This window comes from Pseudomonas sp. MWU12-2319, assembly GCF_023242525.1.
Lineage (GTDB): Bacteria > Pseudomonadota > Gammaproteobacteria > Pseudomonadales > Pseudomonadaceae > Aquipseudomonas > Aquipseudomonas gingeri_D.
Map to the genome: position 1 here is coordinate 283,747 of NZ_JALJES010000008.1, position 16,518 is coordinate 300,264.

Annotated in this window: 18 protein-coding genes; 10 read left to right on the forward strand and 8 right to left on the reverse strand. The window is 60.3% G+C overall.

The genetic code is table 11. The annotated features are described in order from the left end of the window. Positions 1-6: 6 nt before the first annotated feature. Together M5C01_RS15945 and M5C01_RS15950 are read right to left on the reverse strand one after the other, a co-directional pair. On the reverse strand, positions 7-1,167 hold the full coding sequence (locus M5C01_RS15945) for an acyl-CoA dehydrogenase family protein (protein WP_152739573.1): 1,161 nt from the start codon (positions 1,165-1,167) through the stop codon (positions 7-9). An 18-nt stretch (positions 1,168-1,185) separates the two neighbouring features. Beyond that, positions 1,186-1,977, reverse strand: a complete 792-nt coding sequence (locus M5C01_RS15950) for an enoyl-CoA hydratase-related protein (RefSeq protein ID WP_152739574.1) — start codon at positions 1,975-1,977, stop codon at positions 1,186-1,188. A gap of 312 nt (positions 1,978-2,289) precedes the next feature. On the opposite strand from M5C01_RS15950, the gene M5C01_RS15955 reads away from it, so the two are divergent. Further along, the gene (locus tag M5C01_RS15955) at positions 2,290-3,486 is read left to right on the forward strand and encodes an MFS transporter (protein ID WP_152739575.1); all 1,197 of its coding nucleotides are present in this window, start codon (positions 2,290-2,292) and stop codon (positions 3,484-3,486) included. Between the two features lie 43 nt (positions 3,487-3,529). Next, on the forward strand, positions 3,530-4,126 hold the full coding sequence (locus tag M5C01_RS15960; RefSeq protein WP_152739576.1) for an NUDIX domain-containing protein: 597 nt from the start codon (positions 3,530-3,532) through the stop codon (positions 4,124-4,126). Positions 4,127-4,133: 7 nt separating this feature from the next. Here the strand turns inward: M5C01_RS15960 and nadE are convergent, their stop codons facing one another. Genes nadE through M5C01_RS15975 form a run of 3 tightly spaced genes read right to left on the reverse strand, consistent with a single transcriptional unit; the run spans position 4,134 to position 6,849 of the window. Then, complete coding sequence (gene nadE, locus M5C01_RS15965; RefSeq protein WP_103498741.1) at positions 4,134-4,961, reverse strand: ammonia-dependent NAD(+) synthetase; 828 nt, start codon at positions 4,959-4,961, stop codon at positions 4,134-4,136. 1 nt (position 4,962) lies between these two features. Next, on the reverse strand, positions 4,963-6,192 hold the full coding sequence (gene pncB / locus M5C01_RS15970) for a nicotinate phosphoribosyltransferase (RefSeq protein WP_152739577.1): 1,230 nt from the start codon (positions 6,190-6,192) through the stop codon (positions 4,963-4,965). 3 nt (positions 6,193-6,195) lie between these two features. After that, complete coding sequence (locus M5C01_RS15975) at positions 6,196-6,849, reverse strand: isochorismatase family protein (protein ID WP_152739578.1); 654 nt, start codon at positions 6,847-6,849, stop codon at positions 6,196-6,198. 168 nt (positions 6,850-7,017) lie between these two features. On the opposite strand from M5C01_RS15975, the gene M5C01_RS15980 reads away from it, so the two are divergent. Genes M5C01_RS15980 through M5C01_RS15990 form a run of 3 tightly spaced genes read left to right on the forward strand, consistent with a single transcriptional unit; the run spans position 7,018 to position 8,793 of the window. Beyond that, positions 7,018-7,563 (forward strand): adenylyltransferase/cytidyltransferase family protein, encoded by a 546-nt coding sequence (locus tag M5C01_RS15980; protein ID WP_103498744.1) that lies wholly within the window; start codon positions 7,018-7,020, stop codon positions 7,561-7,563. 1 nt (position 7,564) lies between these two features. Beyond that, positions 7,565-8,281, forward strand: coding sequence for an NUDIX hydrolase (locus M5C01_RS15985; protein WP_103498745.1), 717 nt, complete (start codon positions 7,565-7,567; stop codon positions 8,279-8,281). 8 nt (positions 8,282-8,289) lie between these two features. Then, the gene (locus tag M5C01_RS15990; protein ID WP_103498746.1) at positions 8,290-8,793 is read left to right on the forward strand and encodes an NUDIX hydrolase; all 504 of its coding nucleotides are present in this window, start codon (positions 8,290-8,292) and stop codon (positions 8,791-8,793) included. Here M5C01_RS15990 and M5C01_RS15995 read toward each other — a convergent pair. Then, entirely contained in the window at positions 8,788-9,630 is an 843-nt protein-coding gene (locus M5C01_RS15995) for a PhzF family phenazine biosynthesis protein (protein ID WP_152739579.1), read from the reverse strand. The genes M5C01_RS15990 and M5C01_RS15995 overlap by 6 nt on opposite strands. Before the next feature lie 224 nt (positions 9,631-9,854). Here M5C01_RS15995 and M5C01_RS16000 point away from each other — a divergent pair, with 224 nt between their 5' ends. Next, positions 9,855-10,274 (forward strand): phage infection protein, encoded by a 420-nt coding sequence (locus tag M5C01_RS16000; protein ID WP_152739580.1) that lies wholly within the window; start codon positions 9,855-9,857, stop codon positions 10,272-10,274. Positions 10,275-10,346: 72 nt separating this feature from the next. On the opposite strand, the gene hemB is transcribed toward M5C01_RS16000, so the two are convergent. Further along, positions 10,347-11,321: a porphobilinogen synthase gene (hemB, locus tag M5C01_RS16005; protein WP_152739581.1), complete on the reverse strand. Its 975-nt coding sequence runs from the start codon at positions 11,319-11,321 to the stop codon at positions 10,347-10,349. Between the two features lie 697 nt (positions 11,322-12,018). On the opposite strand from hemB, the gene M5C01_RS16010 reads away from it, so the two are divergent. From M5C01_RS16010 to M5C01_RS16025, 4 genes are all read left to right on the forward strand, one after another. Further along, entirely contained in the window at positions 12,019-12,330 is a 312-nt protein-coding gene (locus M5C01_RS16010) for a hypothetical protein (protein ID WP_103499261.1), read from the forward strand. Between the two features lie 210 nt (positions 12,331-12,540). Then, a complete protein-coding gene (locus M5C01_RS16015) occupies positions 12,541-13,236 on the forward strand; it encodes a fumarylacetoacetate hydrolase family protein (RefSeq protein ID WP_152739582.1) in 696 nt (231 codons plus the stop codon). 458 nt (positions 13,237-13,694) lie between these two features. Then, positions 13,695-15,071 carry a glycosyltransferase family 39 protein gene (locus M5C01_RS16020; protein WP_248764346.1) on the forward strand — a complete coding sequence of 459 codons (1,377 nt, stop codon included), beginning with the start codon at positions 13,695-13,697 and terminating at the stop codon, positions 15,069-15,071. A gap of 573 nt (positions 15,072-15,644) precedes the next feature. Beyond that, positions 15,645-15,992, forward strand: coding sequence for a hypothetical protein (locus tag M5C01_RS16025; RefSeq protein ID WP_152739583.1), 348 nt, complete (start codon positions 15,645-15,647; stop codon positions 15,990-15,992). 49 nt (positions 15,993-16,041) lie between these two features. On the opposite strand, the gene M5C01_RS16030 is transcribed toward M5C01_RS16025, so the two are convergent. After that, positions 16,042-16,518: hypothetical protein (locus tag M5C01_RS16030; RefSeq protein ID WP_248764347.1), on the reverse strand; the 477-nt coding region annotated here is incomplete at its 5' end.

Below are 16,518 nucleotides of genomic sequence, written 5' to 3' on the forward strand. Positions count from 1 at the left end.
GTCCGATCAGCGCAGCAGCGGCCGCAGCAGTTCGCGGGAAATGATATGGCGCTGGATTTCCGAGGTGCCTTCCCAGATCCGCTCGATCCGCGCATTGCGCCAGATCCGCTCCACCGGCCCTTCGTCCATCAGGCCCATGCCGCCAAAAATCTGCACCGCTTCGTCGGCGGCGCGGCCCAGTACTTCGCTGGCGAACAGCTTGGCCATACCGGCCTCGCCGTCGGTCATGGTGCCCTGGTCCATTTTCCAGGCGGTGTGCAGGGTCATCAGTTCGGCGGCGCGGATTTCCGTGGCCATGTCCGCCAGCTTGAAAGAGATGCCCTGGTAGGTACCAATGGCCTGGCCGAACTGCTTGCGATCGGCCGACCATTGCAACGCCACATCCAGCGCCCGCTGAGCCTGACCGACACAGTTGGCCGCGACCATCACCCGCCCGGCGGTCAGCCAGGCATTGGCGACGTCCCAGCCCTTGCCGATCTCGCCCAGCACCTTGGCCGCCGGGACCCGGCAGTCGTCGAAGAAGATTTCGCTGGTGTGATAACCGCGGTTGCTGACGCATCTCGGGCCACGGCGGATGGTCATGCCGGGAGTGTCGCGATCCACCAGGAACGAGGTCACGGCGTTGCGCTGGCGGCCATTGTGTTCGTAGGTGTCGGTCACCGCGAAGACGATGGCGAAGTCCGCGTGCCCGGCATGGCTGATGAAATGCTTGCTGCCATTGAGGACGAAATCATCGCCATCGCGCACCGCACGGGTCTTGATCGCATTGGCATCGGAGCCGGCGCCAGGCTCGGTCAGGGCGAAACAGTCGACCTTTTCACCGCGCACGCAGGGCAACAGGTAGTCCTCGATCTGCGCCCCGGTGCAGGCCATCAGGATCTTCGACGGGCGCGCGACAAACACATGCAGCGCCCAGGATACTTTTGACAGCTCACGCTCGATCAACGCCTGGGACAGGTAGTCGAGGCCACCGCCACCGACTTCTTCCGGCATGTTGAAGGCATAGAAGCCAGCCGCGATGGCCTTGGCGCGAATCTGTGCGGCCAGTTCCGGCGACACCGCGTCGGCGCGGTCAACGGCTTCCTCATGGGGCAGCAGTTCTTTCTCGACAAAGCTGCGAACGGCGTCCACCAGCATGTCCTGCTCTTGGGTCAGTTGGAAATTCATGGGGTACCTGCTGTTCGGTTACTGGCCGATAAAATGAGGGGCGCGTTTTTCCACCACGGCCCGGAGTGCCTCGGCACCATCGCGGCTGCGACCGCAGAGCAGACCGGCGGCCTGTTCGGCCTGGAGCTGTTCGGCCAGGCTGCGCTGGGCGCCGTCGCGGATCAGCACTTTGCTCTGGGCAAAGGCGAAGGTCGGGCCTGACGCCAGTCGGGCGGCCAGCTCGGTGGCGGCGGATGCCAGCTGCTCATCGGCGCAGACTTCGCTTACCAGGCCGGTGGCCAGGGCGCGGTCGGCGCCCCAGAGTTCGTCGAGGAACAACAGGCGCTTGGCCTGCTCGCTACCGATCAGGCGTGGCAAGTGCCAACTGGCCCCGGCGTCCGGCGAATAAGCCATGCTGGTATAGCCAGCCTTGAAGCGCGCCGATTGCGCGGCCAGGCGGAAATCGCAGCACAGGGTCAGGTCCATCCCGGCCCCCACCGCCGTGCCGTTGATGGCGGCGATGGTCGGCTTGGCGAAGTTGTGCAGGCGATTCATCAGGAGGTGGGCGGTTTCGGTCCAGCCGTAGCTTTCGAGGATTCCACGGCGCTCGGCATCGGCCCATTCGGCCAGGTCCGCGCCGGCGCAGAAGCTGCGGCCGCTGCCGGTCAGCACCAGCACCCGCACCGCCGGGTCGGCTTCGAAGCGTTCCAGCAGGTCGATCAGTGCCTTGAGGGTGGGAATGTCCAGCGCATTGCGCTGCTCGGGACGGTTGAGGGTGATCCGGGCGATGCCGGCCTCGACCGCGTGAAGCAGTGTCGGGTGGGAGGTCATGAAGGGCCCTCGTCTTATTGTTTTTGAGCGTGAGGTGAAGCGTTGCGGCCGATACTAAACAAGTGTTCAGTAACATCGCAATCTCTTGGGAAAATCCGCAGATGTGCGGACTTAAAGGGCAAGTCATTGATTAAAAATGGGATTTATAAAATCGAAGGCAAGACCGCGAGCAAGTTGTTACATCTTCGAACAACTCCCCTTGATAGCCGTCGAATAATCAACATGGCTGATATCGACTATGCCTGTGACCCTCTTACACCGCCGCCCGCCAATGTCTAGACTCGCTTTCCGTCCGTTCCAGAGCCTTCGCCGATGAATAACCACCCCGCCCCCGTGATGACCCGAGCCCTGGTGATGTTGTTCGCCTTCTGCTGTGGCGCCATTGTGGCCAACATCTACTACGCCCAGCCGATCATCGAGCTCATCGCTCCGGACCTCGGTATTTCCGCCCACAGCGCCAGCCTGATCGTGTCCCTGACCCAGATCGGCTACGCCCTGGGCCTGTTTTTCCTGGTGCCGCTGGGTGATCTGCTGGAAAACCGCAAGCTGATGATCGGCACCGCGCTGATCGCGGTGATCAGCCTGGTGGCCGCCGGCCTGGCCCGCCAGCCCGGGGTGTTCCTGGTGGTGTCGCTGCTGATCGGCTTCAGTTCGGTATCGGTGCAGATCCTGATTCCCCTGGCCGCGCACCTGGCCCCTGAAGAATCACGCGGGCGCGTGGTGGGCGGGATCATGGGCGGCCTGCTGCTGGGTATCCTGCTGGCGCGGCCGCTGTCCAGCGTGATCGCCGACCACTTCGGCTGGCGCACGGTGTTTATCGCCGCCGCCGTGCTGATGCTGTTCATCATGCTGGTGATCCTCACCACCATGCCCAAGCGCCAGCCCAACCACAGCGCCACCTACGGGCAACTGCTGGGGTCGCTGGGGAAACTCTTTCGCGACCAACCGGTGCTGCGTCAGCGCGCCTGGTACCAGGGCCTGATGTTCGCCACCTTCAGCCTGTTCTGGACCGCCGTGCCCCTGGAGCTGTCGCGGGTCCATGGCTTGTCGCAGTCGCAGATCGCCTTGTTTGCCCTGGTCGGAGCGATGGGGGCCATCGCCGCGCCGATGGCGGGTCGGCTGGCGGATGCCGGGCATACACACCGGGCGTCCTGGCTGGCGATGTTGCTGGCAACCCTGAGCTTTGCCCCGGCGCTGATTCATCCGGCCTATAGCGTGATCGGCCTGGCGGTGACCGGCGTGTTGCTGGACTTCGCGGTGCAGATGAACATGGTGCTCGGGCAGCGTTCCGTCTACGCCCTTGATGCAGCCAGCCGCGGTCGCCTGAATGCCTTGTACATGACCAGCATTTTCATCGGCGGCGCTACCGGCTCGGCCCTGGCCAGCGTGTTGTATGAGCAAGGCGGCTGGCTGGCGATCATGGCGCTGGGCAGCGCGATGCCGCTGGTGGCGCTGTTGAGTTTCCTGATGGTCGCGAGCCGTCGGAAGCGGCAGATGGCGGTGGCATAGAATCTTGTATGATCTGCGCTTTGCACACCACAGGGCGTGGATCATGACCGCAACGAAAGACCGGGTTCGCATCATCGACAGCACCGTCCTCTCGGACGACTGGTACCTGCTGAAGAAAACCACCTTCGATTTCCTGCGCAGCGACGGCACCTGGCAGCGGCAAAGTCGCGAGACCTACGACCGCGGCAATGGCGCGACCATCCTGCTGTTCAACCGCGAAAAACAGACCGTGGTGCTGACCCGGCAATTCCGCTTCCCGGTATTCGTCAACGGCCACGACGGCATGCTGGTGGAAGCCGCCGCCGGCCTGCTGGAAAACGCTTCACCCGAAGACCGCATCCGCGCCGAAGCCGAGGAAGAAACCGGCTACCGCGTACAGAACGTGGAAAAAATCTTCGAAGCCTTCATGAGCCCGGGCTCGGTGACCGAGAAACTGCATTTCTTCCTCGGCGAATACGACGGCGACAGCAAGGTCAGCCACGGTGGCGGCCTGGAAGCCGAGGGCGAGGACCTGGAAGTGCTGGAGTTGTCCCTGGACGACGCACTGCAAGCCGTCCGGCGTGGGGAAATCGTCGATGCCAAGACCATCATGCTGTTGCAGTATGTGGCCTTGAACAAGACCCTCGACACCCCGCGCTGACCCCGGCTCACACCGGCGAGTACGGCAAAGCCCGCTTGTGCGCGGTCCTGGCGTAGGCGGCTTCGATGATCGCGCTGGCCCGCGCCGACACCGGCAGCCCCAGCAAGTAGGCGTCGATCTCGGCATAGGTGCAACCATAGGCGAGCTCGTCCGGCCTGCCCGGCACCAACTCCTCAAGGTCGGCTGTCGGCTCCTTGTACACCAGTGGCTCGGGAGCCCCCAGGGCCAAGGCCAGCCGCCGCACCTGGCCCTTGGTCAAACCGGACAAGGGCGCCAGGTCGCAGGCCCCGTCACCGAACTTGGTGAAAAAACCCATCAGCGCCTCCGCGGCGTGATCGGTGCCGACCACCAGCCCGTTGACGAAGTTGGCGAGGGCATACTGGGTCATCATCCGCGCCCGGGCCTTGACATTGCCTTTGACGAAATCCACCTGTGCCGGCGTCGCGTCCTGGTCCTCGATTTCAAGACTGCCCATCAACCCGTCCACACAAGCCGAGATATTCGCGGTGCTGATCTGGTCCGGCCGGATAAAGGCCAGGGACGCCTGGGCATCGCTTTCGTCAGCCTGGGTCCGATAAGGCAAACGCATGGCGATAAAGCGCGCCGTACCCCCCTCCTCCCGCAACTGCTCCACCGCCAACTGACACAGCCGCCCCGCCGTCAGTGAGTCGACGCCGCCGCTGATCCCCAACACCAGCGCCTCGCAACCGGAGCGCTTCAACAGCGCCTTGATGAAGTTGATGCGGCGAGCCAGTTCCGCCGCCTCGTCGCCCGGTACCAACTGCCGGTTCACCCCAAGCACCTTGGCAATACGATCCTGATTCTCGGTTCCCATCTCACACCTCCAGTTTCTGGTTGAATTCAGTCACGTTGAACACCTGCGCCGCATAACGCAGGAACGAAGGGTCTTCACAAACGTTCTTCACCGGGTCATCGGAGAACTTCACCACCGGTTCGCCGTGGACCCGCACCAGCTTCATCACGATGCTCAGCGGTTCGACCCCATCGACATCGCAGGCCAGGCTGGTGCCCATGCCGAAACCGAAGCGGGCCTTGCCGCGGATATGGCGCAGGATCGGCAGGCACTTCTCGAAGTTCAGGCCATCGGAAAACATCAGGTCCTTGGTCATCGGATCGATCCCCAACTGTGCATAACGCGCCAGCACCTTGTCGGCCCAGACAATCGGATCGCCCGAGTCCTGGCGCAGGCCATCGTAGAGCTTGGCGAAATACAGGTCGAAATCCTTGAGGAAGAAATCGGTGCTGATACAGTCGGTCAGGGCGATCCCGAGACGTCCGCGGTATTCGCGCACCCAGTTCTCCAGCGCCGCATTCTGGCTTTCCCGCAGACGGCCGAGTTGCTGGTGCACCATCAGCCATTGGTGGGCCATGGTGCCGATCAGCGGAAGGTCGAACTCATAGGCCAGGTGCGCATTGCTGGTACCGACGAACACGCCAGGGAAATCCCGCCGCATGATATCCACCACCTCACGCTGGGCACGGAACGACAGCCGGCGACGGGTCGAGAAGTCCGAGACCCGCAGGTCGGCCAGTTCCTCGCGGCTGAGGTTTTTCTCCAGCCACTCGAACTTCTGGTAGAGCTTGCGGCTGACATCTTCCAACGCCACGTCCGGGTATCTGTCGCGATTGCGCAATTCGCTGACTAGGGCCAGCACCGGCTGTTCGAACATGATGCAGTGCAGCATCGGGCCGCGGACGCGGATGCTCAGCTGATCGTCGATTTCGCTGACATGGATATAGCTCAGGTTGAACCGGAACAACCCGAGGAACTGCTCGAAATCCGGTGTCAGGTATTCGCGAAAACGCCGGTTGAACAGGAAGCGCAGTTCACCGTCGCGCATTTGCAGGTCGGCGAGCTTTTCCAGCTCCAGGCGCAGCTCGGGGATCAGGTGCGTGAGCCTCTCCCGGGAACGCACGATGAACTGATACTCCACCTCGACGTTGGGGTACTGGTGCAACACCGCCTGCATCATGGTGAAGGTGTAGTAGTCGGTATCCAGCAGTCCCTGGATGAGGCCGCCTTCGCGGTTGAATGCACTTTCCATGACTTACTCCTTGTGACCCGCCGCGCGGGCCAGCTGTTCGCGACTGTTGACGACCTCGACACGCGCCTGTTGCAGGTCGTGGACCGCCTGCTGCGCGCCATCAGCGCTGAGGGCACGGCAGGCCGGCAGGTAGACGATGACCTTGAAACCCGCCCCCGCCAGTTGCAACGCGGTGGTCTTGACGCAGAAATCCAGGGCCAGGCCACCGACGATCACCTGCCGGACGTGCCGGGCATTCAGGTACTCGATCACGCCGGTGGAGAGTTTGTGCTGGAGGTCGTGGAAGCAGGCGCCGTAAGGGTGCAGTGCCGGCTCCACGCCCTTCCAGACAAAATAGTCGTAGTCCTGGGGCGCCGGCAGTTCATCGAGCAGCGTGAAACCTTCAGTACCGGGGACGCAGTGACTGACCCAGGTCAGGTCGGCATGCTCAAGGCCAGTGGGCCTGAGCATCTGCTCGTGGGAGCTCACCACCCAGGGTGCCTGGGGACTGTGGGCGTCCTTGCTGCCGATGCGGATATCGGCCAGCGAGGCCATGAAATTCAGTTCGGCACCGATCAGGTGACCGCCCACCACCGGCAGCTCATCCGGGCAGAGTGGCGTGAAGCCTTTCTGGGCGTCGACATCGAAGGCGGCGGTCTTGATCACTTGAGCATTCATGGCTGTTTCTCCCTTGGCGATGAAACAAAGGTACACGTCATGTACTTTCAATGCAAGCGCGACGCCATTGACTTCTCTATTATCTATTCTGAATCAATCTATTTCATGAGCCCGTCACTTGATACATAAGTACATGACGAGTACCTTTAAGACAAAGGAGACCCTACCATGTACGAACTCGCAATCTACGGCGGCGCCTTCAACCCCCCGCACGCCGGTCACGCCCAGGTGATGATCGAAGCCTCCCGTCACGCGCGCTCGCTATGGGTGGTGCCATCCTTCAGGCATCCCCATGGCAAGCACATGGCCGAGTACGAGCGGCGCCTGGACTGGCTGCGAGCGATCGTCGAACAGGTGCGTCCGGCCTGCTCGTCGGCGATTTCGGTGTGCCGGATCGAGCAGCAATTGGCCCGGGAGACCGAGGCGCCCATCTACAGTTATGAACTGCTCTGCGCCCTGGCCGAGATGACCGGACTGCCCACCCGCCAGATCGCCCTGGTGGTCGGGCACGATGTCGCCGCACAGTTGCCGGACTTCCATCTGGGGGCGCAATTGCTCGAGCGTTTCTCGGTGCTGTGCGTGGAGGAGCAAGCGGGCGTGCGCAGTACACTGCTGCGCGAACGGCTGGCGCAGGGCGAAACATTGCCCGCCCACTGGATGGCACCCGGCATGGATCCGGTAGACTACGGGCTCTATGCCGTACACAGGACTTGATATGCCGGACCGTTCCCCCACCGCACCGAGGAAAAGCGACTACCTGCACACCGTCGACTTGTGCGTGCTGTTCTACTGCCGTCACTCCCAAGCCCTGCAGATCCTGCTGCACAAACGTGAAGCCGATCCCTTCGAGGGCCATTGGGCCCTGCCGGGTGTGGTGGTCAACGGCGCGGTGGCCGACCTGACCCTGGACGACGCGGTGGAACGCCTGCGCGCCAGCGACAAGGTCAACCTGCCGCTGGCCTGGATCGAACAGGTGGGCACCGTGGGCGATGCCTTTCGCGACCCGCGCTGCTGGTCATCCTCGACCTTCTACCTGGCCATCGTCAGTGAAGAGCCGACCCTGAACGAGCAACAGGCCTGGTTCGCCCTCGACAGCGTCGCCGATGCTTCGGTGCGCCTGCCCTTCGATCACAACGCACTGGCGGCGGCGGCCCAGGAACGGCTGTTGTCCAAATCGCTGTACAGCAGCCTGCCGCTGATGTTCCTCGGTACCGAGTTCAGTGCCCCGGAAGCCACCGCGATCTTTTCCCTGGTACTGGCGCGTCCGGTGCTCAAGACCAGCACCCGGCAACGCTTGCTGAAGATGACCGAAGCCGGCTACCTGCGGGAAACCGGGCGCAAGAAACAAGGTGATGGCGGCCGTCCGCAAGCCACCCTGGAACACCTCAAACCTGACGCGCTCTATCTGTTCGACCGCTGCTTTCTGGAGTAATGCCACGCATGAAGCCCGACACCGAATCCGAATGCCTGCTGCACACGCCCTACTTCGATGTGGTCAAGGAGCGGGGTTATTTCATCATCAAGGAAGCCCAGGCCATCAATGGCGTGGTCGCGGTGCCCGTCCTGCCGGATGGTCGCCTGATGCTGGCGGTGCTGCAACGCCGGGCCATCGGCGCCCAATCGATCGAGTTTCCCCGTGGCGCCATCGACCTCGGTGAAACCGCCTGTGATGCTGCCGCCCGCGAACTGCTGGAAGAAACCGGCTGGCCGGCGCTGAAGGTCACGGAACTGGGCCTGCTGCACAGCAACACCTCACTGATCGCCAGTGCGGTTGCCGTCTGCCGGGTGGACATTGATGGCGAAGCGGTGGAAGACACCGATGGCGAGGTCGACAAGGTGCTGTTCGTCACACTGGCCGAACTCAAGGCAATGATTGCCGCCGGTAGGATTACCGACGGACATACCTTGTCGGCGGCGATGATGCTGATCGCCCAACCCTTATAGGTTCAGGCTACCGGTGATGCAGGTCACGGCGGCACCGCCGACCCAGATTTCGTCACCCACCTGCTCCACACTGATCCGCCCGGCACGGCCCATCGCCGTGCCCTGGCTGACCCGATACGACTGCGGTGCCCGCCCCTCTCCCAGCAGCCAACGCGCAATACCGGCGTTCAGACTGCCAGTGGCGGGGTCTTCACACATGCCCTCACCGGCGATAAGAGCACGCACTTCGAACTGACATTCGTCGCCATCCAGTGCTGGGTTCCAGGGCGCCACCAGCCCCACCGCCAATCCTTCCAACTGGGCATAGTCGGGTTTTACCGCCAGCACCCGCGCCCGATCGGGCAGCATCAGCACCAGCCAATCAACGCCATTGTCGACCCACTGGGCATCGAGCACCTCCTCCGGAGCCAGTCCCAGGCCGAGGCGAACCCGCTCACGCAACGCCTCGTCCAGGGGGCCTGCGCGACGCAGTGGAGGTGCGATAAAGGCCAGGTCATCGCCTCGGCGGCGAATCCGTACCAGGCCGATCCCGCACTCCTGGACGATCTCCTCGCCCCGGGGCACGCCACCGGCCTCCAACCAGGCATGGCAGGACCCCAGGGTCGGGTGACCGGCGAAAGGCAACTCCCTGATCGTGGTGAATATTCGTACCCGGTAATCAGCCCGAGGATCCTGGGGCGCCTGCAGGAAGGTGGTTTCGCTGAGATTGGTCCAGGTTGCGAAGGCCTGCATCTGCTCATCGGTCAGTTGGTCGGCGGCGAAGACCACAGCCAGTGGATTGCCCTTGAATGACTCGCGGCTGAAAACATCCAGTTGCTTGAAATCGTGCTGGCTCATGGTCGGGCTCCCTGGTGGAAAAAGGTCGGCGGTCAGTGTTGGGATTTCATCACACAACCCGACTCTTGAACCCACACAGTCAGGCCATTTTCAGCCACTACACCTGCCGGTGTTCCTACATCATTACCGTCGATGGTCACCATCGACCCAATGAAGTTCTCTTAAAAATCCAGGCGCGTAACCTTGGCTCCATACCCAACACATAACACCCGGAGCACACCACCATGAAACGCCAACTCTTTCTCGGCCTCGCTTTCTCGGTACTGGCAGTCAACGCTTTTGCTGCATCCTCGGCTCAACCCGTGGTCGCACACACTCAACAAGTAGTCGCTGAAGGCGGCTCTGATCGTCTGATCGATCGTCGTGTAGCCGAAGGTGGCTCTGATCGTCTGATCGACCGTCGTGTAGCTGAAGGTGGCTCTGATCGCCTGATCGACCGTCGCGTAGCCGAAGGTGGCTCTGATCGTCTGATCGATCGTCGTGTAGCTGAAGGTGGCTCTGATCGTCTGATCGACCGTCGTGTAGCTGAAGGCGGCTCTGATCGTCTGATCGACCGTCGTGTAGCCGAAGGTGGCTCTGATCGTCTGATCGACCGTCGCGTTGCCGAAGGTGGTTCCGACCGTCTGATCCAGAATCGTGCATGAGTCGCGTTACCGCAGCATCCAGCCAAGAGCCCGGCCTTATCAGCCGGGCTTTTTCTTTGCGCGCGGTCTGGGTCAGATCCCGTCGCGAGCAATGTCCATCGCGAAGTAACTCAGAATAATGTCCGCTCCGGCGCGCTTGATGGCACCCAGGCTTTCGCGAACGATACGATGCTCGTCAATGGCCCCGGCCTGGGCACCGAACTTGATCATCGCGTACTCGCCACTGACCTGATACGCCGCCAGGGGCAGGCGCGACGCTTCGCGGATATCGCGAATGATGTCGAGGTAGGCACCGGCCGGCTTGACCATCAGCACATCGGCCCCTTCCTGCTCGTCCAACAGCGACTCGCGCACCGCCTCACGCCGGTTCATCGGGTTCATCTGGTAAGCCTTGCGGTCGCCCTTGAGCGCCGTACCGCCCGCTTCGCGGAACGGGCCATAGAGCGCCGAGGCGAACTTGGTCGAATAGGCCATGATCGAGGTGTCGAGAAAACCGGCGGCGTCCAGGGCACTGCGAATGGCCTGGACCTGGCCGTCCATGGCCGCTGACGGCGAAATGAAATCCGCTCCCGCCTGTGCCGCTACCACCGCCTGGCGCCCGAGATTCTTCAGGGTCGCATCGTTGTCGACCGCGTCGCCATGCAGCACGCCGCAATGACCATGGGAGGTGTACTCGCAGAAACAGGTGTCGGACATCACCACCATTTCCGGTGCCGTGTCCTTGCAGATCCGCACCGTGCGCGCCACCAGGCCCTCTTCGTTCCAGGTGTCGCTACCCGTCGCGTCCAGATGGTGGGAGACACCAAAGGTCATCACCGACTTGATCCCGGCCCGAGCATAACGCTCGATCTCGCTGGCCAGTTTCTTTTCCGGGATCCGCATTACACCGGGCATGCTGGTGATGGGCACAAAATCGTCGATACCTTCCTCGACGAAGATCGGCAATACCAGGTCATTGAGGCTGAACTCGGTTTCCTGGAACAGGCCGCGCAGGCTTTCATTTCGACGCAGGCGACGCAAACGCGTCGTCGGAAATAGCTGTGACATCGTGTTTCCCGAGGCTGATTCAAAAGAGACGGATTCAGAAGCTACCGAGCTTAGGCCAGTCTCCCGCTGTTTTACACCGGCAGATCAAGAAAGGTCTGTTACGCAGGCTGCAACAGTGCAAGCCCCTTGAATTCATGGACTACGACCGTAAAACCGGTGAAACCAAGACTTACCGGTCACATTTCGTCCATCCGGCCCTTTTACATAGTTGTAAGAAATCGCGATTTTGCAATATGTAGTGCTTAAAAATATTCACTACAAAATGGTTGACGCCTTCTTTCCGCGCTTGCATGATGGACCTGCCTCCCCGATCGGGAGCGCCGCAAAAGCTGTTGTTACAACAGGCTCGACAAGCCGTCGAGCTGTTCCGGATCTGTACTGCCCACAAGGCAGATTGATGAAGCTGACCTGGCGTGATCGTCCCAACGGACGAGAAGCACCGGCCTAACGTCCTCAAAATGCTTGTGGCTGACTTCGTTACTGTCGTCAGCGCCGTTCTAAGGATCGCGCTGTTGCTTCTTATCGTTGAAACGTTGCGTGTAGCAGGGTTTGAACCCCGCTACATAAATCGCGCCCAGGGCCGGCGCCACACTCGACGGACACCATTGTCCGTGTGCGGCACCGCAGCAATTCGCCGTCTTGGCAACGATACACACGTAAACCAGACAGATTAACGAGTGGTCAAAGGGGCTTTAACATGAATCTGAACAATCAAACGACTATCGATCAACTGGCTGGCCTGTTCGCATCGCGCAAAGACAGCCTTGACGACCATATTCTCTGGATCAGCCAGACCGGAGACGTGAAACTCGACCCTCGCTCGCCTTACGCCGACGAGCGCGCCTTCAGCCAGGCCCAGCCCGCGCTGTTCGCCTGCATCAAGATGTACCGCCGGGGCCAGGGCTATGTCGGCAAGAAAGCCGCAGCCGACAAAGACTTCATGGCTCGCGTGCTGCAATCGCTGAAGTCGGAATGGGCCGCTCACCACGCCCTGCCGAAGAGCGCCTGAAGACTCGCTATAACTGAGTAGCGCAAGGCGTCTCACACAAAACCCGGCTATCGCCGGGTTTTGTCTTTCTGGAGGCGCGACTCGACGACACCCCACTGCCGTGCAAAATCCAGAAGCGTGCTGGATTTGTCCAATTTCCCGCCGCCCCACTCCTCCACACTTGAGCCATGGCCACAGCGCCACGGCCCGATTCCAACGAGGAGAAATACCATGAGCGATTATGTGTTCGCCCCCCCAGCCACCCCATCCCTGGCCGTTGAAGGCGAGTCCGCGCGCTTTCCGATTCGCCGGGTGTTCTGCGTCGGCCGCAACTACTCCGAACATGCCCGGGAAATGGGTCATGACCCGGACCGTGAACCGCCGTTCTTTTTCATGAAACCCGCCGATGCGGTGGTCCCGGCCAGCGGCGTGATCGCCTACCCACCGCTGACCCAGGACCTGCACCATGAGATCGAGCTGGTGGTAGCCATTGGTGAAGGTGGTACGGATATCGATCCGGACGACGCCCTCGCTCATGTCTGGGGTTACGGCGTCGGTCTTGACCTGACGCGGCGTGATATCCAGGCCCAGGCCAAGAAGCTCGGACGGCCGTGGGATTGGGCCAAGGGGTTCGACGAGTCGGCGCCTTGCACGGCCTTGCGTCGCGCCACTGCGCTGGGATATCCGCAAAGCGGCGCGATCTGGCTGAAGGTCAACGATGTCGAACGCCAGCGCGGCGATCTGGCGGACCAGATATGGTCGGTGCCGGATGTGATCAGCCATATCTCGTGCTCGGTAGAACTCAAGGCTGGCGACCTGATTTTCACCGGCACACCGGCCGGCGTCGGTGCTCTGGTGGCGGGTGACCGGATCAGCGCGGGAATCGAGGGGATCGCCACGTTCGAGTTGACCATCGGTCAACGCTGATCGGCGACCGGAATGTCGCCAGCGCAATCAAGGCACTGGCGGCAACCAGCGATCCAAGATGCAACCATCAGTCATGACTCACTGACGAACTCGATCCGGCATGTACGCTTGCCGCAGACCCCGCCCAAAACAGCACATTGGGCTCGAGGGCATTCATGATCAGTGGGAGAACTTCTTTTCCCTTCGATGAAATTTCCTAGAACGCTCCAAGCACTTGTTTGCGCCTGATCTGAACGCTAGGCTTCACTCCGTCACTGTCAATTCAGTGAGCGAGTTTAGTCATCCGCTGTCTGATCAGGCGCACAGTGCCACCTTCTCCGAGGCGCTTTTTTTCGGCCTCCGTTTTAAGGGTGGTCATGCACAGGGCACTTTGGTGCAGCGTTTTTCCTGATCACTGGCCGACTAATCCTACATCTTACGGGCCCCTTGCATCATTCATTCTTTGAGACACTCATCCTATGAAAGCCTTGACCAGGCACTTAACAAGACAGATTGCCGAAAGACCCTGCCTGGGTATTTTCTTTACCACACTTATCATCTTCATGGGATTACAATACAAGGCCGCCATCCTTAACTATACAACTCGCTTTGTCGATTTTGCAGACTACATGCTCCACCACGGCGTGACGCTGTTTCCTATTGCCGAAGATTTGAAACCTTACCCTGACTATACGATTGCAAACACCTTCCTGATTTATTTGGCTTCCTTACCTTTTGGTCGGATATCCATTCTTTCGATGGGTTTACCCTACTGCATTTCAGCGGCCTTGACGCTGGTGTTTATTTACAAACTGGGGGCATTGCATGAGAGAAAATGGGGGTTGTATGGTGTCCTTTTTTCGCTGTTCACCTGGGCGTTTCTGGATGGGGTCAATTCTTTAGCGCTTGACGTCTATCCCGCGCTGTTTACGGTGATCTGCTTCTACCTGGCCTACTCCGCAGACTTGAAAAAAGATCCATCGCGCCTGTTTTTTGTGTTTGTCGGGTTGGCACTGGGTTTTATGTTCCGCGGCCCTATCGGCCTGATCGGCCCGGCGATCGTTGTCGCGTCTTATTATCTGCTGAGCAGGCAGTGGCGCAGGTTTTTTTTATTTTCATTGATCTCTGGCCTGATTTTCATTTCAGGTGCTGCCTTGCTGGCATGGGCCGCCTACCTGCAAGGCGGCACAGCTTTCATGCAAGATGTATTGATGATGCAAGGGCTGGAGCGCTTCGCCAGCAACCATTCGCCGCGCTATTACTTCTATTTTACCGGAGGATTGCTGGTCTACGGTGTCACGGCATTTTTTGCCTTGATCGTTATCGTAAAAAAACACAGACAATTCTTTTGTGCGCCTCGACAGTTCGACAACGGCATGCTGCTTTATCTCAGCGCGTGGTTGCTTGCCCTGCTTATACTCTTCACCCTTCCCAACTCGAAAAAATCGCGCTATATACTTTCAATCACACCAGCCATCTCGCTATTGGCCGCCTATATTTTTGTCGATAAATCGGGCGTATTTCTCAGAGCAAAAAACTGGCTGCTGCGGTTCTGCCTGGGGCTCCCCGCCGTTGGATTGGGGTTGGCCTTCCTAGTACTGATATATAACGCTTATGCAACGACTCCACTGCAACCAAACTATCCAGGTATTCTCGGTAGCTTTGTTGCTCTTACCGCCGTCCGTTACACGCTAATCAAATATTGGTCCGGACATCCACATCGTGAACTGATTACCCTGTCGTTCGGGGTCGGAGCATTTCTCTTGCTGGATGCATTTTTCTTTAACCCCATCACTTATCACCTCGAGTTGGCGAACGAGCCGACGCCCAGGTTTCTCCCCTATTGGTTTTGGTGAGAACCCTCTGAGGGTAAGCCCAGGTGCTGAGCGGACATACCATCAGCCCTGGCGCCTGACAGGACTCCGTCATGGAACGGGAGGCGGTGCTTCCCGCGCCGTTGATGATAATGGTCAATGTCTCGCCACTGACTGAGACCAATCCACGACCAGGCGCGACCGTCACCGACCTGCCGTACTTGATGATCGCCAGGGCGAATGTAATCGCAGGCCTGACATCCGCGGCGATGCTGTCTGGCGATTGGGTGCCAAGCGAGAGAACTCTCTTTCCCTTGAGTGAAATTTCCTAGAAAATCCTGACCGCTTGTTTGCGCCTGATCTCATGGCTAGGCTTCACTCCGTCACTGCCAATTCAGTGACCGGGTTTAGCAGCTCGTTTTTACCGAGGCACGCAAGTGCCGCCTTCCGTTCAAGCGGCGTTTTTTGCGCCTGCTGTTCTTTATGGTGGCTGTGCGTGGGGCACTTTCGAGTGCGCCGGGTCCCTTGGTAACCGGTCTGCTAACCCGCGTACAGTCGCCACCCATTCCGTTTAGCAGCGATGTCTGGCGACTCCACTTACCAAGGAGTTTTGCCATGTTCAAGGTCACCCCCAATCCGCCTGTGACACTCAACGTTGAAACCATCGACCCTCGTGCCGCCGACCGGGCTTTGTCTCACTACAATCTCGGGCCGGACGCTGGTTCGAAGCCCGCACCAAACGCTGCGCTGCATGATCATCTACCTGCCCCAAGACACCAGGAAGATGCCTTGGTCAACGTCTATTCGATTCTGCAATCCGCTGCGGCCACGGCCTATGAGCACGCCGATAACCAAACCGGCTCGAACCGCAAAGTGGCGATGGGTGTGGTGCACCTGATTGAGCTGGCACAGTTGAAGATGGACTCGGTGCTTGATGGACAGAGCATCAGCGTCGGCGGCTGATAGGACTGGGTAGTTGAACGGGAAGCCGTACTTCCCGTTCCGCACCCTTTTACACCTTCTTCCTCGCCGCCTGAGGCCGTTTTCTCCGAGTAGCCGGCTTCACCGCCGCCTCCCTTACCGGCCATAGCGACACGCCCAGGGCAATAAGAATCACTGCACCCAGGCCACACACCGAGATCATCACAACATTCGCCTTCCACTCTCCCGTTGCGACAGCTTCGCTTCTCCAAGCCATCCATGGATGGTCTGGCGACACCCTCAGCCCCTCGGCTGCCGCCTTGTCGCAAAATCGTTTCGTCAGCGCGTTCTGCTCACTCTGACTGATAACGGGATCGGGGTGACGGCTATACCTCGGCGTATCTGGCGGCGTCCAGGTTTCCTGATAGTGACGAGCGAAGTCGTCCCCGTAGCTGAACGTAGCCGAGACGTCCCACCACGAGTCCTGTTTGCTGTAGCGCATGTTCATCGAACATTGATCGACGCGAGCCGCAACCGGCGGCCAGTCACGCGCTTGCCAAAGCGTGGC